This window comes from Streptomyces speibonae, from assembly GCF_984686075.1.
In genome coordinates, this window is the sequence record NZ_OZ480260.1 from 7,303,991 (window position 1) to 7,324,145 (window position 20,155).

Here is a 20,155-nt window from a genome sequence, read left to right on the forward strand (position 1 = left end):
AATGCCCCTCACCCGCACTCCTGCCGAAGGCGGCGCCCGATCAGAGGGGTCGTACCGCCATCTGGTCGAGTGCTTCGAGCAGGCCCGGCAGCTCCGGCCCCCGGCCCACCGGCAGCACTTCGCCGGGTTCGTCGTCCAGCAGGACGAACGCGATGTCGTCTGTCCGGGCGACCAGCGACCAGCCGGGCCCGTCGGCGCGCAGCGTACGGGCGCCGCCCGGCGCGAAGGACGAACGGACCCGGCCGAGCGGCGGCGGCGAGTCGACATAGGCGCGCGCCTCCGCCAGAACACGGCGGATCCCGGCGTGACCGCCTCGCGGCGCGCCCCCGCCGTCTTCCCCGTCCTTCCGGCCGGCCGCCGCGCCGTCCGGGCCCTCCGCGTTGCCCTCCGCCGGCGCCCCGGGGCGCTCCGCCTCCTCCGCCGGGCCGCCCGGTGCCGGGAACGCCGCGTCGTCGACCTGCTCCCGCCAGGTCGCCCACTGGAGCGCGATCTCGTCGGCTCCCAGCCGGCGCTGGGCCGGCCCCCACACCTCGGCGTCCGGAGGCCGCAGCGCGGGCCCGTCCGCGACATCGGGGGCGGGGTCGTGCGGTGCGGGCACGTTGGGCGCCGCGACGGCGACCGCCAGCGGCCAGCCGGGCAGCGCGGCGACGACCGTGCGCTCGTCCGGCGACAGATCGTGCTCCATGCCGCAGTCCCAGGACGCGATCGCGACGGCGACCAGCGAGACGTCGTCGATGACGACGGTCCACCGGGCGCCCTCGCCGTCCTGGCCGAGCACCAGCCCGTATCCGTCGGCGACGGGAGGAAGGCCGAGCGCCGCGCACGCCTCCGGATAGTCGTCGCCCAGCACGCTCGGGAACTTCGCCGGCGTCAGCAGCGCCGCCGTCAGCACATAGAGCGCGTCGTCGTCGGCGGCGACGGCTTGCTCGTCCGTCCCGGCCATCCCAGCCTCCCCATCGGATCGTCCATCGGCGCGCACCATATGCCGACCCCGACCCCCTTGTCACGGCCCCGTACCCGCGCCCGGACCTGCAGGTTTCCGGCCGGACGGGGCGAAACGGCCACGCGCGGGCCGGCCGGTCAGGCGGCGGGCAGCCCCAGCAGCGCCCGCGTGACCGTCCCCGGGGACTCGCCCCGTTCCCGGGCGAGCGCGACGACCGCGCGGCACGCCAGCTCGTTCACCCCGAACGACAGCGCTTCCGGCGACACCCAGCCCGCCACCTCGTCCATCCGTTCCTGATCGTCCTCCGCGCGGGCCGCGACGTACGCCGCCGCGGCTTCGAACAGGTTGTGCGGACGCTGCTTGCGCCCGGGGCGTTCCTCCGCGCGCCGACCGCCGGTCATCCTGCTTCCGATGCCACGAACCGTCCGCCACATGGCGCCCGCCCTTCCCCTGTGCCCGAATCGACCTCACCGACCGTGCGTGTCCCGCTGCTCAACGTAGAGTTGCGGCGTCGGTGACAGTAAGGGGGCGCACGGTGCGACGTTACGAACGGCTGGAACACATCCGGCGGATGGATCCGTACCGGCAGGCCACGGAGATCTACCGGCTGAGCTCGGCCTACGAGTTCCCCTGGGACTACACCCGGGCCCTGGAACTGGCGCTGTACCGCACCTACGCCGTGCCCCGGATCGGCCGGCTGCTCGCCGAGACGGCGGAGCTCACCGACCGGACCCAGAAACGCTACGACGACACCGTGCTGCTCCTCGACGCCATCGTCGAGCACGGCTTCGGCAGCGCGCAGGCCCGGACGGCGGTGCGCCGCATCAACCGGATGCACCGCTCCTACGACATCCCCGACGACGACATGCGCTACGTCCTGTGCACGTTCGTCGTGATCCCCCGGCGGTGGATCGACGCCTACGGATGGCGCCGGCTGTCGCAGCACGAGATCGTCGCCGGCACGGTTCACTACCAAGCCCTCGGCAGGCACATGGGCATCAAGGACGTCCCCCGGTCCTACGAGGAGTTCGAGAGCTGTCTCGATGCCTACGAGGAGGCCCACTTCGGCTGGGACGAAGGCGCGCGCCGGGTCTCGGACGCCACCCTGGGCCTCATGGCCTCCTGGTACCCCCGCCCGCTCGCCCCGGTGCTGCGCACCGCCACGCTCGCCCTGCTCGACGAACCCCTGCTGCGCGCCTTCCGCTACACCCCGCCGAGCGCCGCCACGCGCGCGTGGGTGCGCCGCGCCCTGCGGCTGCGGGGCCGTGCCGTCCGGCTGCTGCCGCCGCGCAGAGCCCCGCACTTCGCCCGGCAGAACCGGGAGATCAGAAGCTACCCGGACGGCTACCGCCTCGCCGACCTGGGCACCCACCCCGTACCGGGGCTGAGGGGGTGCCCGGTGCGGCGCCCGGACTGAACCGCCGGCGTCCGCCATGGTGTTCAGTCCGCCCGCGCGGCCAGCGCCAGGAAGCGGTCGTCCTCATCGATGTACGACGTCATGCGCCAGCCCGAACCGGCCAGCAGCGCCCGCAGGTTCGGCTCCGCGCGGAGGTCGTCCGGGGTGAGCGTGCGGCCCTGACGCGCGGCGAGCGCCGCACGGCCGATCGGATGGAACAAGGCCAGCACACCGCCGGGCCGCACCACCCGCGCGATCTCCCGCAGCGTCCCGGCCGGGTCCGGCAGATGCGCGACCAGCCCCGCCGCGAACACCGCGTCCAGCGAGGACGCCCGCAGCGGCAGCGCGGCGGCATCGGCCAGCAGCAGCGCCCCGTCTCGGTCCCGTCCGGCCCGCGCCGCCTCCCGCAGCATCGCCGCGGTCAGATCCACGCCCACCACCACACCCGACGGGCCCACCGCCGCGCGCAGCCAAGGGAGCGCCCGCCCCGTGCCGCAACCCGCGTCGAGCACCCGGCCGCCCTCCCGCAGACCGATCTCGGCGACCGCCGCGGCATAGGCGGGGCCGTCGTCGGGGAAGCGCCGGTCCCAGTCCGCCGCCCGCGCGGTGAAGAACTCCTGGACGTGTGTGTGGTCATCGCTCATGCTCCGCATGATCCCTCACCGGGACGAGCGACACGCAGTGCGCACGTTCGGGCGGGACGCGGTCGTTCCGGTGCACCGCAGCGTCAGATTACAACCGCTTTCGAAACGCGCCCCCTTCGCGCGCTTGCGCCCCCTAGCGTCCCGGGGCCATGGGACACCTGGACCACGCCACCCTGGGATGGCTCACGCCCGTGCTGTCGTACGTGATGGCCTGCACCGGCGCCGCCCTCGGACTGCGCTGCACCGTCCGCGCGCTCGCCACCACCGGCCGCGCACGCCGCAACTGGCTGCTCACCGCCGCCTCCGCGATCGGCACCGGCATCTGGACCATGCACTTCGTGGCGATGCTCGGTTTCGGCGTCAGCGGCACCGGCATCCGCTACGACGTACCGCTCACGCTGGTCAGCCTGCTCGTCGCCATGGCCGTCGTCTGCGCCGGCGTGTTCGCCGTCGGCCGCAGCCGCGACCGCGTCCCGGCCCTGCTGCTCGGCGGGCTCACCACCGGCCTCGGCGTCGCGAGCATGCACTACCTGGGCATGGCGGCGGTGCGGCTGCACGGCGAGGTGAGTTACGACCCGGTGCTCGTCGGCCTGTCCGTCCTCATCGCCGTCGTCGCCGCCACCGCGGCCCTGTGGGCGGCGCTCCACATCCGCTCGCCCCTCGCGGTCACCGTGGCCTCCCTCATCATGGGCGCGGCCGTCAGCAGCATGCACTACACGGGGATGCTCGCGGTGAGCGTGCGCGTCACACCGTCCGGCGCGCCACTGGACGGGGCCACGGCGATGCAGTTCATCTTCCCGCTCGCCGTAGGACTCGGGTCCTACCTCTTCATCACCTCGGCCTTCGTGGCGCTGTCGCCCTCCGGCGGGGAGCGCGAGGCCCCCGCCCCGGCCCGGCGGCCGGCCGAGCACACCGCCCACTGACCCGCCCCGCGGCGCCGGCGCCCGGCCGGCCCGCCCCACGCCACCCTCCCGAGCGAGGAGTCCATGCGCACATCCCGGAGGACCCCGACAGCCCCCGCCGGGGCATCGTCCCCGCCTCCCGCCCGCGGCCGGCGCGCCCACGCGGGACCACCGGCCGACGAAGGCCCGGACCTCCGGGACGGCCCGGTCCCGCCCGCCGGGCCCGCGCGACGGGGGCTCAAGGGACCCCGCACCGTACGCGCCAAGGTCATCTGCCTGCTGATGGTCCCGGTCGTCTCCCTGCTCGCCCTGTGGGCGTACGCCACCGTGACCACCGCCCAGGACATCTCCCGGCTGCGCCAGGCCCAGCGCGTGGACACCGCGGTCCGCGCCCCGGTCTTTGCCGCCGTCACCGCCCTGCAGGCGGAACGCGCCGCCGTCGTGAGCCGCGCGACGGACCCGTCGGCGGCGGGGACCGACGAGCTGACGCGGCTCGCCCGCGTCACCGACCGGGCCGTCGCGCGACTGCGGCTCGGCGAGCACGGCACCGTCGCCGACGGCGAGGAACTGCCCCGCGCGGTGGCCGACCGGCTGGACGCCTTCATCGCCGCGACCGACCGCCTGCGCCCGCTGCGGACAGCGGTCCGGGCGGGCCGCGCCGACTGGGAGGACACCTACGGCAGGTACACCGCCGCCATCACCGAAGGGTTCGGCGTCGGCGGCGCCCTCACCGGCATCCAGGACGCCGAACTCGGCGCCGACGCGCGCGTGCTGCTCGAGTTCGCCCGCGCGCAGGAGGCACTGGCCCGGGAGGACACGCTCCTGACCAGTGCCCGGCTCGACGGCGGCCTCAACGGGGAGCGACTGCGCCTGTTCACCGGAGCCGTGGAACTGCGCCGCACCCTCACCGGTTCCGCCGTCCCCGACCTGCGCGGCCCCGCACGCGCCGCCTGGAACGACCTCGCCACCGGCCCGGACCACGCGAGCCTGCACACCGCCGAGGACAAGGTGCTCGCCGCCGCCCCCGGCAGCCGTGCCGTCCAGGCCGCCCCGCGCGACACGTGGAACGCGGCGCACACCCACGTGCGGGACGCGATGCGCGCCATCGGCGCCGAAGCCGCGAACCGTGTCGCCGACCGGGCCGACCCGGTCACCCGCGGACTGCTCGGCCCGGCCGGCGCCGCGGTGCTCCTCGGGCTCGCCGCCGTCACCGCCTCGCTCGTCATCTCGGTGCGCATCGGACGGGGCCTCGTCGTCGAACTGACCGGCCTGCGCGACGAGGCCCTGGAGATCGCCCACCGCAAACTCCCCGAGGCCATGCGGAAGCTGCGCTCGGGCGGAGAGATCGACATCGCCGCGGAGGCGCCGTCCGGGCCGCGGGCGCAGGACGAGACCGGCCAGGTCGCCGAGGCCCTCGGCACGGTGCACCGCGCCGCACTGCGGGCCGCCGTGGAGCGCGCGGAACTGGCCGGCGGGATCTCCGGCGTCTTCGTCAACCTGGCCCGCCGCAGCCAGATCCTCGTCCACCGGCAACTCACCCTGCTGGACAGCATGGAGCGCCGCTCCGACGACCCCGGCGAACTGAGCGATCTCTTCCGCCTCGACCACCTCACCACGCGGATGCGGCGCCACGCGGAGAGCCTGATCATCCTGTCCGGAGCGGCACCCGGCCGCGCCTGGCGCATGCCGGTCCCGCTGACCGACGTCGTGCGCGCCGCCGTCTCCGAGGTCGAGGACTACGCCCGCGTGGAGGTGCGGCAGCTCTCCGAAACGTCCGTCGTGGGCACGGCGGTCGCCGACCTCACCCACCTTCTCGCCGAGATCATCGAGAACGCGGCCCAGTTCTCGCCGCCCCACACGCGCGTCCGCGTCACCGGCGAACCCGTCGGCAACGGCTACGCCGTCGAGGTCGAGGACCGGGGGCTGGGCATGGGCCAGGAGACTCTCGCCGAGGCCAACCGGCGCATCACCGAGTCCGAGGCGCTCGACCTGTTCGACAGCGACCGGCTCGGCCTGTTCGTGGTGAGCAGACTCGCCGCGCGGCACGCCATCAAGGTGCACCTGCGGACCTCCCCGTACGGCGGCACCACCGCGGTGATGCTGCTGCCCACCGCGCTGCTCGACGACACGGGTCCGGCGGAACACGCCGCCGCCCGCGTGCCCGGCGCCGTCCCCGCACCGGACGACCGGCGCGCCCTGGTCGCTCCGGTCGCCGCCCCGGCCGACGGCACTCCAGCCGGACCGGGCACCGGCACGGCCGGGGCGGAGCGGACCGACGGCGCGGACGGCGGCGACCTCGCGGGGGCGGGCGGCGGCAGGGTCCGGGCGGCGTGGGCCGGTGGCGCGGACGGGGGTGGCTCCGCCGGGGCGGGCACCGGTACCGGCGGGGCGGGCGGCGGCAGGGTCCGGGCGGCGTGGGCCGGTGGCGCGGACGGGGGTGGCTCCGCCGGGGCGGGCACCGGTACCGGCGGGGCGGACGGCGGCGCGGACCGTGCGGCATGGCCCACTGACGTGGCGGACGGTGGCACGGACCGGGCCGCATGGCCCACTGACGCGGTGGACGGCGGCGCGGACCGGGCCGCATGGCGCACCGGCCCGGCGGACGGCCGTACCCGCACCCCGCGGAACACCTCCGCGAACCGGCTCCCGGGAGCCGCCCCCTTGCGACTGCACCGCCCGGAGGAGGAGCCCGCCGGCTCCGACGACCTCCCACGCCGGGTGCGCCAGGCCAGCCTCGCGCCCCAACTGCGCGAGGGCCGCCAGGACGAAGCGCCCGCGTCCGCGTCGCGGCACGACGGCGCCGACGACCGCACCCCCGAACTCGTACGGGACCGCATGGCGGCCTATCGCGACGGCTGGACGCGCGGGGGCGGCAGGCCCCCCGGCCCCGGCGCCGTTCCCGGCCCGGCCGGCCCCAGCACCGAAGGAGACCCCGCATGATCCAGCAACCGCGCACCAGGGCCCGCCGGCGATCCGGCGAACTCGACTGGCTGCTCGACGACATGGTCCTCCGCGTCGCCGGCCTGCGGCACGCCGTGGTGCTGTCCAACGACGGACTCGCCGTGGGCGCCTCCGAGGGCCTCGGACGCGAGGACGCCGAACACCTCGCGGCGGTCGCCTCCGGCTTCCACAGCCTCGCCAAGGGCGCCGGCCGGCACTTCGGAGCCGGGGGAGTCCGCCAGACGATGGTTGAGATGGACGACGGCTTCCTGTTCGTCGCCGCCGCGGGAGACGGCTCCTGCCTCGCCCTGCTGACGGCCGTGACCGCGGACATCGGCCTGGTGGCCTACGAGATGGCGCGGCTGGTCAAGCGCGTCGGCGAGCACCTGCGCACCGCGCCGCGCGCCGCCGCGCGGCCGCCGGCCGCCGGATGAGACGAGGAAACGGTCCGAGCAGATGACCGAGGACACGACGGGCGTCCCGCGCGAGCGGGGCAGCCAGTGGTACGACCACGAGGCCGGGCCCCTGGTCCGGCCGTACGCGATGACCGGAGGACGCACCAGGTCCGGTCCCAGCGGGGTCCGGTTCGACCTGATCGCCCTGGTCACCCTGGACCCCTCCGCACCCGAGACGCACGACCCGGACCTCGGCCCCGAGCACCGCGCGCTGATCGACCTGTGCCGTCCGGAGACACAGTCGGTCGCCGAACTCGCCGCCGGAACCGATCTGCCCGTCGGCGTGGTCCGGGTCCTCCTCGGCGATCTGCTGGAACGCGGCTGCGTCACCGTCAGCCGCCCCGTACCCCCTGCGCGCCTGCCCGACGAGCGCATCCTCCGCGAGGTGATCGCGGGCCTGCGGGCGCTGTAGGAGCGACATCGCACCCGTGCCGCGCGGCGGCGCTCACCCGGGTCCGCGGCACACCCCGCCCCTGCCGACCGGCGGCCGGCACTCCAGAGAGAAGTGATCGATGGTCCCTGAACACGTCGACGAACACGTGGACGCACCCGGCGGCGAAACGTCCGCGCTGGCGCTGAAGATACTCGTCGCCGGCGGATTCGGCGTGGGGAAGACCACCCTCGTGGGAGCGGTCAGCGAGATCCGTCCGCTGCGCACCGAGGAACTGCTGAGCGAGGCCGGCCAGTCGGTGGACGACACCGACGGGGTGGACCAGAAGACGACGACGACCGTCGCCATGGACTTCGGCCGGATCACCATCCGCTCCGGGCTGTCCCTGTACCTGTTCGGCACACCGGGCCAGGACCGCTTCTGGTTCCTGTGGGACGAACTGGCGCAGGGCGCCCTGGGCGCGGTGGTCCTCGCGGACACCCGGCGCCTGGAGGACTGCTTCCCGGCGGTGGACTACTTCGAGCACCGGCGGATCCCGTTCGTGGTCGCCGTCAACTGCTTCCCGGGAGCCCGGCGCCACGACGCGCGCAACGTCTGCCGCGCGCTCGACCTGGACGCCGGCACGCCTGTCGTGCTGTGCGACGCGCGCGAGCGCGACTCGGGGAAGGAAGTGCTGATCCGGCTCGTCGAGTACGCCGGGCGGATGCACACCGCCCGGCTGCTCGACTCGGTGGGATGACGTGCCCCCGGCCGCGGCGCGGCCGGGGAGGTCAGTCCGCGAGGTCCGCCTCCGCCACGACCTTGTCGACCGTGACGCGGACGACGAGTTCACCCGGTACGGCATTGCGCGCCCCGAACTCCTCGGCGCGGTCCTCGCCCATGTACCGCGCGCCGATCCGGGTGGCCCAGTACCGCAGCTCGTCCGGGTCCTCGGAGAGCCGTGCACGGCCCCGCAGCATCACGAAGGAGAACGGCGGGCGGTCGTCGTCCACGCAGAGCGCGACCCGTGCGTCACGGGCCAGGTTGCGTCCTTTCACGGTCGCCGCACCCGTGTTGAAGATCACCTCGTTCCCTTCAAGGAGGAACCAGATCGGCGCCACATGCGGGCTGCCGTCGGCCCGGACGGTGGCGAGCTTGGCCGTGCGGGTGCCGGACGAGACGAACTCCCGCCACTCTTCCTCGGTCATCTTGTGTCCCATGGCCTCCATCCTGCTTGCCCGGGGCCCGGTCGTGGGGAAGGCTGGCGCGGGGACCCTCCTGCCGGGAGGGGACGGAACACGGGGCAGACCACGGGGAAAGAGCAGGGGGAGATCCACGACATGGGGCAGAACCAGGGACTCGACTGGCTGCTGGACGACCTGACCCAACGCGTCGAACATGTGCGGCACGCGCTCGTCCTGTCCAACGACGGACTGGTGACGGGCGCGAGCACGGGGCTGCGCCGCGAGGACGCGGAGCATCTCGCCGCCGTCTCCTCCGGCCTGCACAGTCTCGCCAAGGGATCCGGACGGCACTTCGGCGCGGGCGGAGTGCGGCAGACCATGATCGAGTTCGACGACGCGGTGCTCTTCGTCACCGCGGCGGGCACCGGCAGCTGCCTCTGCGTGCTCAGCGGCGCCGAGGCCGACATCGGCCACATCGCGTACGAGATGACCCTGCTGGTCAACCGGGTCGGTGAGCATCTGGACGTGGACGCCCGCCGGCCGGAACCCGGGGCAGAGCGCTGACCTGGTCTTCTGTCTCTCCTTTCGGAGTTATCCACAGGCTCGCCACGGAGCGTGACGGAGCGGCTACGGTTTTTCCGAGCGGGCGCACCCGGCGCCCACCGTCCACACTCCACGGGGGAGACGAGCATGCCCGGACAGCACATCCGCACGCCCGAGAACGCGACCGCCGGCGCCATCGCCGAGCAGCCCGCGGACGACCGCGGCAGCTGGGTCACGCCGGGGTGCGCGGCGCGCGAACTCGGTCTCAAGCGCACCGAGTTCGACCTCGCCGTGCACCTCGGCCGGATCAGCGCCGCCCGTGACGACGGCGGCGGCCGACGGGTCGCCCGGGCGGAGATCGAGCGGCTCCGTGCCGGGCCGGGGTTCCCCGAGGGCCTGCGCCGCAGCGTCCAGGCCGTGGGCACCACCGAGGGCGCGGCCCTCATGGAGGTGCCGAAGGCCCGGTTCACCCGCCTGGCACGGCTGGGGCTCCTGGTGCCGGTGCGCTTCTACCCGAACCGCTACCGCGCCGTGGTCTGGCTCTATCCGGCCGAGGAACTCACGCTGTTCGCGGCCGACGACAAGAACGCGCCGCTGCTGACGGGACGCACACCGGAGAACCTCAGGAGCCTGCTCGACGACGGCCTCGACCTGCGTCCCCGCAACTGGCGCGCCCGCCACCTGGGACACCTGCTCCGCCAGGCGGACCACCCCTGGGCGCGGGCCGCAGCCGTGGCCTCCCTGCTCGACCCGCTCCATGTGTCACAGGTCGTCAAGGACCCCTACGAGCGGTCCCTGCTGAACACGCTCCGCCGGCAGCCGCCGTCCCACGGAGCCCCCGGCTCCCCGGCGGCCCACATCGCCGAGGAGCTCATGACGGCACAGGAACCCGATGAGATCGCCTGGCTGCAGGCCGATCTGACCCGGCTGACACGACAGGCGAGGGACCACCGGCCGGCACCCCGGCCCGCCCATCGCCGCCCCGGCCCGGCCCCACGCACGCCCCCGGCCGGGGAACCGGCGCGCGGGACGTCCCGTCGCCTGCTCGGCCGATGGCGCCGCAGGAGCACCTGACCTACAGCGCCCGGAACAGACCTTCCTGCACGACGGACACCAGCATCCGGCCCTCCAGGTCGTAGATCCGCCCCCGGGCCAGGCCCCGTCCGCCCGTGGCGATCGGCGACTCCTGGTCGTACAGGAACCACTCGTCCGCCCGGAACGGGCGGTGGAACCACATGGCGTGGTCCAGCGACGCCATGTCGAAGCCGCGCGGACCCCACAGCGGCTCCACCGGGATCCGTACCGCGTCCAGCAGGGTCATGTCGCTGGCGTAGGTGAGCGCGCAGGTGTGTACCAGCGGATCGTCACCGAGCGGACCGACCGCCCGCATCCACACCGCGCTGCGCGGCTCGGCGCCCTCGACGTCCTCGGGATTCCAGCGCAGCCGGTCCACATAGCGGATGTCGAAGGGCTGGCGGCGCGCCATCCGCTCCAACTGCTCCGGGAGCGCGCCCAGATGCTCACGGATCTCGTCGGTGACCGTCGGCAGCGACTCCGGGTCCGGAACCTTGCGGGCCGGCGGCAGCTGATGCTCGAAATCCCCCTGTTCAGGCTTGTGGAAGGAGGCGGTGAGATTGAAGATCGTGCGGCCCTGCTGCACCGCGGTGACCCGCCGGGTGGTGAACGACCGGCCGTCCCGCACCCGTTCGACCTGGTACACGATCGGGACCCCGGGCCTGCCGGGGCGCAGGAAGTACGCGTGCAGCGAGTGCACGGGACGGTCGCCCTCCGTGGTGCGGCCCGCGGCGACCAGCGCCTGGCCGGCCACCTGGCCGCCGAACACCCGCTGCAACGACTCCTGCGGGCTGCGGCCACGGAAGATGTCGACCTCGATCCGCTCCAGGTCGAGCAGGGCGACGAGGCTCTCGGCCGGGCTCGTCATGGGCGGCATCCTCCTGTGGTCACAACTGGCCGACATCGGTGACACGCACGACCGCGCGCCCCTCCGCGTCGGAGGCGGTGAGGTCGACCTCGGCACTGATGCCCCAGTCGTGGTCGCCGTTCGGGTCGTCGAAGATCTGCCGGACCCGCCACAGCGCGTTCTCCGGCTCCTCCTCGATCAGCAGCAGCTTCGGACCGCGGGCGTCCGGGCCGGTGCCCAGCTCCTCGTACTCGTCCCAGTACGCGTCCATCGCCTCGCCCCAGGCGTCGGCGTCCCAGCCCGACTCGGCGTCCAGCTCGCCCAGCTCCGCCACCTGGTCCAGGGCGGCGAGTTCGACCCGGCGGAACATGGCGTTGCGGACCAGGACACGGAAGGCCCGCGCATTGGCCGTGACCGGCTTGACCTGGTCCGCCTTCTCCTGGGCCTCCTCGGCGGTCATCTCCTCCGGATTCGCCAGTTGCTCCCACTCGTCCAGCAGGCTCGAGTCGACCTGGCGCACCATCTCGCCCAGCCAGGCGATCAGATCCTCCAGATCCTCGGACTTCAGGTCGTCGGGCACGGTGTGCTCCAGCGCCTTGTAGGCGCCCGCGAGGTAGCGCAGCACGATGCCCTCCGTGCGCGCCAGCTCGTAGTGGGACACCAGCTCCGTGAAGGACAGCGCCCGCTCGTACATGTCCCGGACCACGGACTTCGGCGACAGCGGGTGGTCGCCGACCCAGGGATGGCTCCGGCGGTAGGTGTTGTACGCCTGGAAGAGCAGTTCCTCCAGCGGCTTGGGGTAGGTGACGTCCTGGAGGCGCTCCATGCGCTCCTCGTACTCCACCCCGTCGGCCTTCATTGCGGCGACCGCCTCGCCGCGCGCCTTGTTCTGCTGGGCGGCGAGGATCTGGCGCGGATCGTCCAGGGTGGACTCCACCACGGACACCATGTCCAGCGCGTACGACGGCGACTCGGGGTCCAGCAGCTCGAACGCGGCCAGGGCGAACGTGGACAGCGGCTGGTTCAGCGCGAAGTCGTGCTGGAGGTCCACGGTGAGGCGGACGATGCGGCCCTCGGCATCCGGCCGGTCGAGCTTCTCGACGATGCCGCCGTCGAGCAGCGAGCGGTAGATGGCGATCGCCCGCCGGATGTGCCGCAACTGCTGCCGGCGCGGTTCGTGGTTGTCCTCCAGGAGCCGCCGCATCGCCTCGAAGGCGTTGCCCGGCCGGGCGATCACCGACAGCAGCATCGTGTGGGTCACCCGGAAGCGGGAGGTCAGCGGCTCCGGCTCGGACGCGATCAGCTTGTCGAAGGTCTGCTCGCTCCAGGCGACGAAACCCTCCGGCGCCTTCTTGCGCACCACCTTGCGGCGCTTCTTCGGATCGTCGCCGGCCTTCGCCAGCGCCTTCTCGTTCTCGATCACATGCTCCGGGGCCTGCGCCACCACGAAGCCCTCGGTGTCGAAGCCGGCCCGGCCGGCCCGGCCCGCGATCTGGTGGAACTCACGGGCCCGCAGGGTGCGTACGCGATTGCCGTCGTACTTGGTCAGGGCGGTGAACAGCACCGTGCGAATGGGCACGTTGACGCCTACGCCGAGGGTGTCCGTACCGCAGATGACCTTCAGCAGGCCCGCCTGCGCGAGCTTCTCCACCAGCCGCCGGTACTTGGGCAGCATGCCCGCGTGGTGCACACCGATGCCGTGCCGGACGTACCGGGACAGATTCCGGCCGAACCTGGTGGTGAAGCGGAAGTTGCCGATGAGATCGGCGATCCGGTCCTTCTCCTCGCGCGTGCACATGTTGATGCTCATCAGCGCCTGCGCCCGCTCCACCGCCTGCGCCTGGGTGAAGTGCACGATGTACACCGGCGCCTGGCGCGCCGCCAGCAGATCGGTGAGCGTCTCGGTCAGCGGCGTGTAGCGGTACTCGTAGGACAGCGGCACGGGCCGGGTCGCCGAGCGGACCACCGCGGTGGGGCGGCCGGTGCGCCGGGTGAGGTCCTTCTCGAAGAAGGAGACGTCGCCGAGGGTCGCCGACATCAGCACGAACTGCGCCTGCGGCAGCTCCAGCAGGGGAATCTGCCAGGCCCAGCCGCGGTCCCCCTCCGCGTAGAAGTGGAACTCGTCCATCACGACCTGTCCCACGTCGGCGTTCCTGCCGTCGCGCAGCGCGATCGACGCCAGCACCTCCGCGGTGCAGCAGATGACCGGGGCGTCCGCGTTCACGGACGCGTCGCCGGTGAGCATGCCGACGTTCTCCGTGCCGAAGATCTTGCACAGCTCGAAGAACTTCTCCGACACCAGCGCCTTGATCGGCGCGGTGTAGAAGGTGACCTCGTCGCGCGCCAGGGCGGCGAAGTGGGCACCCGCGGCGATCATGCTCTTGCCGGAACCGGTGGGCGTCGACACGATCACGTTCGCGCCGGACACCACCTCGATCAGCGCCTCCTCCTGGTGGGGATAGAGCGTGAGCCCCCGTTCCTGCGCCCACGACTCGAAGGCTTCGTACAGGGCGTCGGGGTCGGCGGTCGGCGGGAGCTGATCGATGAGGGTCACTCCCCCATCTTGCCTGCCCGCCCGCCCGATGCGGGAATCGGTTACGGGCCCGAAGATCGCGACCGCTACGCTGTGTCGCCGGCGGGGTGCCGACGCACCCGGTCAACCTGCGGGCGGCGAACGAGGAATGGGGCGGGCAACGGCGATGATGGGACCAGCACACTCACTGTCGGGTGCCGCGGCCTGGCTCGGGGTCGGTGCGGCGACGGCCGCGGCCGGGCACCCGATGCCCTGGCCGGTGCTCCTGGCCGGCGCGCTGATCTGCGCCGGCGCCGCGCTCGCCCCGGACCTGGACCACAAGGCGGCCACGATATCCCGGGCGTTCGGACCGCTCTCCCGCTGGCTGTGCGAGATCGTCGACAAGCTCTCCTACACCGTCTACAAGGCCACCAGGAAGCAGGGCGACCCGCGCCGCTCGGGCGGGCACCGCACCCTCACCCACACCTGGCTGTGGGCCGTCCTGATCGGCGGCGGCACCTCGGTCCTCGCGATCACGGGCGGCCGCTGGGCGGTGCTGGCCATCCTCTTCGCGCACATGGTGCTGGCCATCGAGGGCCTGCTGTGGCGGGCGACCCGCGGCTCCAGCAGCGACGTCCTGGTGTGGCTGCTGGCGGCGACCAGCGCCTGGATCATCGCCGGCATCCTGGACCAGCCGGGCAACGGCTCCGACTGGCTGTTCACCGAGCCGGGCCAGGAGTACCTGTGGCTGGGCCTGCCGATCGTGCTGGGCGCGCTGGTGCACGACATCGGGGACGCGCTGACCGTCTCCGGCTGCCCGATCCTGTGGCCGATACCCGTGGGGCGCAAGCGCTGGTACCCGGTCGGCCCGCCGAAGGCCATGCGGTTCCGGGCGGGCAGCTGGGTGGAGCTGAAGGTGCTGATGCCCGCGTTCATGCTGCTGGGCGGGGTCGGCTGCGCGGCGGCGCTCAACGTGATCTGACGGCCGGGCCCCCGGAGGAATCAGCCTGCGTCCTCACCGCCGTACCGGCGCTCGAAGCGGGCCACCCGGCCCTCCGTGTCCACGGTCCGGGCCTTGCCCGTGTAGAACGGGTGGCTCTCCGAGGAGATCTCCACGTCCACCACCGGGTAGGTCTCGCCGTCGTCCCACTCGATGGTCTGCCCGCTGGTCGCGGTCGACCGGGTGAAGAAGGCGTACCCGGCGGCACGGTCGCGGAAGACCACGGGGTGGTAGTCGGGGTGCTTGTCCTGCTGCATGAATGCTCCTCGGGCGACTCGGGCCCGCCCCGCGGCGGGGGAGTGGCGGGCTCAGCCGGGCAGGGTGTCCTCGTCGACGATGTGCACGGCGGCCTCCTCGGCGGACGCGGCCGCTCCGTCGATGCCGACGTCCATGGCCACCAGCGCCTCCTCCTCGTCCTCGTGCGCCCCTTCGTCGGGGGCCACGAGCCGGCCGGAGCGCTCGCCGCCGACCTCGTTGTCCAGGAGTTCCCCGTCGGTGCCCGAGGAATCCCCGATTCCGTCGCCGTCGGGCGAGACGGTGTCGGGCACCTCCTCGGCGAGCCGCTGGTCCAGTGTCTCGCCCTCATGACGCTCGGCGGCCGTCACACCGTAGTGCTCCACGGCCCAGGGCCGCTCCGGAGGGGACCAGCCCCGGTCGAGGGGATCGGAGACGCCGTCGTTCTCCAGGGTGTCCTCGGCGTCGAGCAGTCCGGCATCGTCCTGGATCTCGGACGCGTCGGGCTGGTAGACGTCGTCTCCCCAACCGTCGGCGCTGTTCACGGCTACCTCCAGAGGGTGGGGCCGGGCCCGTTCCCGCCGCTGCCCGCGCCGGGCCGTCTGCACGGGGCGCCGGCGCCACCCGTCCCCCGGTCCCTCAGGGTCCGGGCGCTCCCCGAGCCGGTGCCTGACTCCAGCCTTCCACCGGAGCTCCCCAACGCGCAACGCCACGCCCCGTGCGGCCGGTGTGGGCCGGTCCCCGCCGCGTCGACGGACGGCGGGAACGGACGCGGGCCGCACGGCGGCGCGGGTTCACCCGTGCCAGGACCGCCACAGCGCCGCGTAGGCGCCGTCCGCGGCGACCAGTTCGTCGTGGCTGCCCAGCTCGCTGATGCGGCCGTTCTCGACGACGGCGATGACGTCCGCGTCGTGGGCGGTGTGCAGCCGGTGGGCGATGGCGACGACCGTCCGGCCGTCCAGCACCCGGGCCAGGGATCGCTCCAGATGACGTGCCGCACGCGGGTCGAGCAGCGAGGTCGCCTCGTCCAGTACCAGCGTGTGCGGATCGGCGAGCACCAGCCGGGCCAGCGCGATCTGCTGGGCCTGCGCCGGGGTGAGCGCGAACCCGCCCGAGCCGACCTCGGTGTCGAGGCCCTCGTCGAGCGCACGCGCCCAGCCGTCCGCGTCCACCGCGCCGAGCGCCGCCCACAGCTCCGCGTCCCCGGCGTTCGTCCGGGCGAGCCGCAGATTGTCGCGCAGGGAGCCCACGAAGACGTGGTGCTCCTGATTGACCAGCGCCACGTGCGCGCGGACCCGCTCGGCGGTCATCCGCGACAGCTCGGCGTCCCCGAGGGTGACCCGGCCGTCCCGGGGCGCATAGATCCCGGCGAGCAGCCGGCCCAGCGTGGACTTGCCCGCGCCCGACGGACCGACCAGCGCCAGCCGGGTGCCGGGGGCGACCTCGAGGGACACCTCGCGCAGCACGTCCACCCCCTGGCGGTAGCCGAAGTGCACCCGGTCCGCGTGCACCCGGCGCCCCTCGGGGGTCAGGCCGGTGTCCCCGGCGTCGGGCTCGATGTCCCGGACCCCGACCAGCCGGGCCAGCGACACCTGCGCCACCTGCAGCTCGTCGTACCAGCGCAGGATCAGTCCCACCGGGTCGACGAGCATCTGCGCGATGAGCGCGCCCGTGGTCAGCTGGCCCACCCCGATCCAGCCCTGGAGGACGAACACCCCGCCGATCATCAGCACCGAGCCGAGCACGGTCACATGGGTGATGTTGACGACGGGGAAGAGCACCGAGCGCAGCCACAGGGTGTAGCGCTCCCAGGCCGTCCACTCCCTGACCCGCTGGTCGGTCAGCGCCACGCGGCGCGGACCCAGGCGGTGCGCCTCCACGGTCCGCCCCGCGTCCACGGTCTCCGCGAGGGCGGCGGCCACGGCGGCGTACCCGGCCGCCTCCGAGCGGTAGGCCGCCGGCGCCCGGCGGAAGTACCAGCGGCATCCGGCCACCAGCACCGGCACGGCGACCAGCACGGCCGGTGCCAGCTCCGGCGCGGTGACGACCAGTCCGCCCAGCAGCAGCGCCGCCCACACCACACCGATGGCCAGCTGGGGCACGGCCTCGCGCATCGCGTTGCCGAGCCGGTCGATGTCGGTCGTGATCCGCGACAGCAGATCACCGGTGCCCGCCCGCTCCAGCACGCCCGGCGGCAGTCCCACCGACCGCACCAGGAAGTCCTCCCGCAGATCGGCCAGCATCCGCTCACCGAGCATCGCTCCGCGCAGCCGGACCTGGCGGACGAACACCGCCTGGACGGCCAGGGCGCACAGGAACAGCCCCGCCGTGAGTCCCAGGTGCAGCTCCCGCTCCCGGTCCGAAACCCGTTCCACCAGTCCGCCCAGCAGATAGGGACCCACCATGGAGGCGATCACGGCGACCGTGTTCACGGTGATCAGCAGCAGGAAGGCCGTGCGGTGCCGGCGCAGCAACTCCCGTACGTAGCCGCGCACGGTCGCGGGCGCGCCCACGGGGAGGGTGGTCGCCGCGGTCGGGGCCGCCGGGTCGTGTTCCGGTGGCGCCACGCCGATCATGCCGTCTCCTCGATCTCTTCCAGCTCATCCAGCTCGTCGAGCTTGTCCAGCTTGTCCAGTCCGTGCAGTACGCCGTCCGCCGCCGGGCCGTCGGCCGGTGCGGCCGCGTCTCCGGGTTCGCGGGTCACCACGGCCCGGTACCGCGGTTCGGTGCGCACGAGTTCGCGATGGGTGCCCACGGCGGCCACGGTGTCGCCGTGCAGGAACACCACCCGGTCCGCCCGGTCCAGCAGCAGCGGGGACGAGGTGAACACCACGGTGGTGCGGCCCGCCCGCAGCGCGCGCACGCCCTGGGCGATCCGGGCCTCGGTGTGCGCGTCCACGGCCGAGGTCGGCTCGTCCAGGACGAGCGCCTCCGGGTCCGTCACCAGTGACCGGGCCAGCGCGAGCCGCTGGCGTTGCCCGCCCGACAGGGACCGGCCGCGCTCGGTGATCCGGGCGTCCATCGGGCCCCCGGCGGCCGACGGGCCCTCCACGAGCGCCGCCAGCACGTCGGCGCACTCCGCGGCCTCCAGCGCGTCGCGCGGCTCGACCGCTCCTGAGGCGGGCACGTCGAACAGCTCGCGCAGGGTGCCGGAGAGGAGCACCGGATCCTTGTCCTGCACCAGCACGGCCTCCCGGGCGGAGTCCAGCGGCAGCTCGTCCAGCGGCACCCCGCCGAGCAGCACCGAGGCGCCCCGCTCCGGGGCGTGCCCGCCGAGCCGCTCGGCCAGCCGCCCCGCCGCGTCGGGGTCACCGCAGACCACGGCGGTGAGCCGGCCGGCGGGGGCGAGCAGACCGGTCGCCGGGTCGTACAGGTCACCGGCCGGCATCCCGGCGGCCCGCGAACCGGCGGTGTCGGTGGCCCGTTCCAGCGCCAGCACGCGCGCGGCCCGCTTGGCCGAGGGGCGCGAGAAGGAGTACGCCATGGCGATCTCCTCGAAGTGCCGGATCGGGTAGGTGAGCAGCATGACCGAGCTGTAGACGGTGATCAGGTCACCGACGGCGATGCGGCCGTCGCGGGCCAGATGGACGCCGTACCAGACCACCGTGATCAGCAGCAGCCCCGGCAGCAGGACCTGGATCGCGGCGATCAGCGACCACATCCGCGCACTGCGCACGGCGGCGTGCCGGACCTCCTGGGAGGCGGTGCGGTAGCGGTCGAGGAAGAGGTCCTCGCCGCCGATGCCGCGCAGCACGCGCAGACCGGCGACGGTGTCGGAGGCGAGTTCGGTGGCCCGTCCGGCCTTCTCGCGCTGCTCGTCCGCCCGCCGGGTGGCCCGGGGCAACAGCGGCAGCACGGCCATCGCCAGCACCGGCAGGCCCGCGGCGACGACGACTCCGAGCGCCGGCTCGTACATGAGCAGGCCGACGCAGACCAGCACGACGGCGACCGCGGCCGCGGTGAACCGCGACAGGGCCTCCACGAACCAGCCGATCTTCTCCACGTCACCCGTGGAGACGGCCACCACCTCTCCGGCGGCGACCCGGCGGGTCAGCGCCGAGCCCAGGGTCGCGGCCTTGCGCCCCAGGAGCTGCTGTACCCGGGCGGCGGCGGTGATCCAGTTGGTGACGGCGGCACGGTGCAGGAAGGTGTCACCGACCGCGATGCCGGCTCCGGCCAGCGCCATCAGCCCTCCGGCCAGGGCGAGCCGGCCGCCGGAGCCGTCGACCGCGGCCTGCACGGCGATGCCGACGCCGAAGGGCAGCGCGGCGACGGAGGCGAAGTGCAGCAGGCCCCACGCCAGCGCCTTGAGCTGCCCGGACAGCTGGTTTCTGAAGAGCCACCACAGGAAGCGGGGCCCCGAACGCGCGTCGGGCACCCCGGGGTCGGGAAACGGAAGGTCTTGGATCTGCATGACGTCCCAGCGGCTCGGTCAGAGGGCGGCGGAAGGAAGCGGGAGGGCGGCACGGGGCAGGACCGTGCCGGTGGGAGGACTGTGGGCAGGCGGGCGCACCGCCGCGGGGGCGGAGCCAGCAAACCGTGACAGGTTGACGCCGCCACTCACGGCGGGGCAACCGGTTTTCCCCGTCCCGCACAGAACCGGCTGCCGAAACGGGTGGTCGTCACCGCACGGGCGTCAGGGGGACGCGTCCCGGCACGGCGGGGTGACCGTCCCGTCGATCAGGGTGTCCAGCAGCTCGCCCAGCGTCCGGCGCTGTTCGTCGCCCAGCGGGGCCAGGATCTCCTCGGCCGCGGTCCGGCGCGCCGCGCGCAGCTCCCGCAGCGCCGCCCGCCCGTCGTCGGTGAGCTCGATCCGGATCACCCGCCGGTTGGCCGGATCCGGTACCCGCCGCACCATGCCGTGCGCCTCCAGCCCGTCGACCAGCGTGGTCACCGCCCGGGGGACCACCTCCAGCCGCTCGGCCAGATCGGCCATGCGGGGCGGGGAGCCGTAGTGCGCGAGGGTGCGCAACAGCCGCGACTGGGCAGGGGTGATCCCGAGCTCGCGCCGCTCCAGGTGACGCTTCTGGATGCGGTGCACCCGGCGGGTGAGCCGGAGCAGCTGCTCGGCCAGCAGGCCGTCGGGATCGGAGGCGGTCATGCGGGAACAT

At 73.8% G+C, this 20,155-nt stretch carries 20 protein-coding genes; 9 read left to right on the forward strand and 11 right to left on the reverse strand.

The annotated features are described in order from the left end of the window. Positions 1-40 precede the first annotated feature (40 nt). Positions 41-943 (reverse strand): hypothetical protein, encoded by a 903-nt coding sequence (locus AC5L3C_RS33010; RefSeq protein WP_493652789.1) that lies wholly within the window; start codon positions 941-943, stop codon positions 41-43. A 137-nt stretch (positions 944-1,080) separates the two neighbouring features. After that, a complete protein-coding gene (locus tag AC5L3C_RS33015) occupies positions 1,081-1,344 on the reverse strand; it encodes a hypothetical protein (protein ID WP_493652790.1) in 264 nt (87 codons plus the stop codon). 134 nt (positions 1,345-1,478) lie between these two features. Here AC5L3C_RS33015 and AC5L3C_RS33020 point away from each other — a divergent pair, with 134 nt between their 5' ends. Further along, entirely contained in the window at positions 1,479-2,360 is an 882-nt protein-coding gene (locus AC5L3C_RS33020; RefSeq protein WP_493652791.1) for an oxygenase MpaB family protein, read from the forward strand. Between the two features lie 23 nt (positions 2,361-2,383). Here AC5L3C_RS33020 and AC5L3C_RS33025 read toward each other — a convergent pair whose 3' ends face one another. Continuing rightward, positions 2,384-2,983, reverse strand: coding sequence for a class I SAM-dependent methyltransferase (locus tag AC5L3C_RS33025; RefSeq protein ID WP_493652792.1), 600 nt, complete (start codon positions 2,981-2,983; stop codon positions 2,384-2,386). 149 nt (positions 2,984-3,132) lie between these two features. Between AC5L3C_RS33025 and AC5L3C_RS33030 the strand changes: the two genes are divergently transcribed. The 5 genes from AC5L3C_RS33030 (at position 3,133) to AC5L3C_RS33050 (ending at position 8,410) form a co-directional block, all read left to right on the forward strand. After that, positions 3,133-3,906, forward strand: a complete 774-nt coding sequence (locus AC5L3C_RS33030) for an MHYT domain-containing protein (protein WP_493652793.1) — start codon at positions 3,133-3,135, stop codon at positions 3,904-3,906. A gap of 63 nt (positions 3,907-3,969) precedes the next feature. Then, entirely contained in the window at positions 3,970-6,825 is a 2,856-nt protein-coding gene (locus AC5L3C_RS33035) for a sensor histidine kinase (RefSeq protein ID WP_493652794.1), read from the forward strand. Continuing rightward, positions 6,822-7,259, forward strand: coding sequence for a roadblock/LC7 domain-containing protein (locus AC5L3C_RS33040; RefSeq protein WP_125508721.1), 438 nt, complete (start codon positions 6,822-6,824; stop codon positions 7,257-7,259). Before AC5L3C_RS33035 ends, AC5L3C_RS33040 begins: the two co-directional genes overlap by 4 nt. A gap of 22 nt (positions 7,260-7,281) precedes the next feature. Next, positions 7,282-7,692: a DUF742 domain-containing protein gene (locus tag AC5L3C_RS33045; protein ID WP_493652795.1), complete on the forward strand. Its 411-nt coding sequence runs from the start codon at positions 7,282-7,284 to the stop codon at positions 7,690-7,692. A 100-nt stretch (positions 7,693-7,792) separates the two neighbouring features. Then, the gene (locus AC5L3C_RS33050) at positions 7,793-8,410 is read left to right on the forward strand and encodes a GTP-binding protein (protein ID WP_493652796.1); all 618 of its coding nucleotides are present in this window, start codon (positions 7,793-7,795) and stop codon (positions 8,408-8,410) included. A 31-nt stretch (positions 8,411-8,441) separates the two neighbouring features. Here the strand turns inward: AC5L3C_RS33050 and AC5L3C_RS33055 are convergent, their stop codons facing one another. Continuing rightward, on the reverse strand, positions 8,442-8,870 hold the full coding sequence (locus AC5L3C_RS33055; RefSeq protein WP_493652797.1) for a PPOX class F420-dependent oxidoreductase: 429 nt from the start codon (positions 8,868-8,870) through the stop codon (positions 8,442-8,444). Between the two features lie 120 nt (positions 8,871-8,990). Here AC5L3C_RS33055 and AC5L3C_RS33060 point away from each other — a divergent pair, with 120 nt between their 5' ends. Both AC5L3C_RS33060 and AC5L3C_RS33065 read left to right on the forward strand, forming a co-directional pair. Next, positions 8,991-9,398, forward strand: coding sequence for a roadblock/LC7 domain-containing protein (locus tag AC5L3C_RS33060; RefSeq protein ID WP_493652798.1), 408 nt, complete (start codon positions 8,991-8,993; stop codon positions 9,396-9,398). Positions 9,399-9,524: 126 nt separating this feature from the next. Further along, a complete protein-coding gene (locus tag AC5L3C_RS33065) occupies positions 9,525-10,451 on the forward strand; it encodes a DUF6397 family protein (RefSeq protein WP_493652799.1) in 927 nt (308 codons plus the stop codon). Between the two features lies 1 nt (position 10,452). Here AC5L3C_RS33065 and AC5L3C_RS33070 read toward each other — a convergent pair whose 3' ends face one another. Both AC5L3C_RS33070 and AC5L3C_RS33075 read right to left on the reverse strand, forming a co-directional pair. Further along, positions 10,453-11,319: an acyl-CoA thioesterase gene (locus AC5L3C_RS33070; protein WP_125508731.1), complete on the reverse strand. Its 867-nt coding sequence runs from the start codon at positions 11,317-11,319 to the stop codon at positions 10,453-10,455. 19 nt (positions 11,320-11,338) lie between these two features. Then, positions 11,339-13,882, reverse strand: coding sequence for a DEAD/DEAH box helicase (locus AC5L3C_RS33075; protein ID WP_493654121.1), 2,544 nt, complete (start codon positions 13,880-13,882; stop codon positions 11,339-11,341). A 115-nt stretch (positions 13,883-13,997) separates the two neighbouring features. Here AC5L3C_RS33075 and AC5L3C_RS33080 point away from each other — a divergent pair, with 115 nt between their 5' ends. Next, positions 13,998-14,792: a metal-dependent hydrolase gene (locus tag AC5L3C_RS33080; protein ID WP_493652800.1), complete on the forward strand. Its 795-nt coding sequence runs from the start codon at positions 13,998-14,000 to the stop codon at positions 14,790-14,792. 20 nt (positions 14,793-14,812) lie between these two features. Here the strand turns inward: AC5L3C_RS33080 and AC5L3C_RS33085 are convergent, their stop codons facing one another. The 5 genes from AC5L3C_RS33085 to AC5L3C_RS33105 all read right to left on the reverse strand — a co-directional run bounded on the left by AC5L3C_RS33085 (position 14,813) and on the right by AC5L3C_RS33105 (position 20,145). Continuing rightward, complete coding sequence (locus AC5L3C_RS33085; RefSeq protein WP_493652801.1) at positions 14,813-15,067, reverse strand: type B 50S ribosomal protein L31; 255 nt, start codon at positions 15,065-15,067, stop codon at positions 14,813-14,815. 51 nt (positions 15,068-15,118) lie between these two features. Continuing rightward, entirely contained in the window at positions 15,119-15,589 is a 471-nt protein-coding gene (locus tag AC5L3C_RS33090) for a DUF5709 domain-containing protein (RefSeq protein ID WP_493652802.1), read from the reverse strand. Positions 15,590-15,838: 249 nt separating this feature from the next. Further along, entirely contained in the window at positions 15,839-17,620 is a 1,782-nt protein-coding gene (locus AC5L3C_RS33095; protein WP_493652803.1) for an ABC transporter ATP-binding protein, read from the reverse strand. Then, the gene (locus tag AC5L3C_RS33100) at positions 17,617-19,458 is read right to left on the reverse strand and encodes an ABC transporter ATP-binding protein (protein WP_493652804.1); all 1,842 of its coding nucleotides are present in this window, start codon (positions 19,456-19,458) and stop codon (positions 17,617-17,619) included. The genes AC5L3C_RS33095 and AC5L3C_RS33100 overlap by 4 nt, the downstream gene beginning before the upstream one ends. Before the next feature lie 222 nt (positions 19,459-19,680). After that, complete coding sequence (locus AC5L3C_RS33105; RefSeq protein ID WP_125508745.1) at positions 19,681-20,145, reverse strand: MarR family winged helix-turn-helix transcriptional regulator; 465 nt, start codon at positions 20,143-20,145, stop codon at positions 19,681-19,683. Positions 20,146-20,155: the final 10 nt, after the last annotated feature.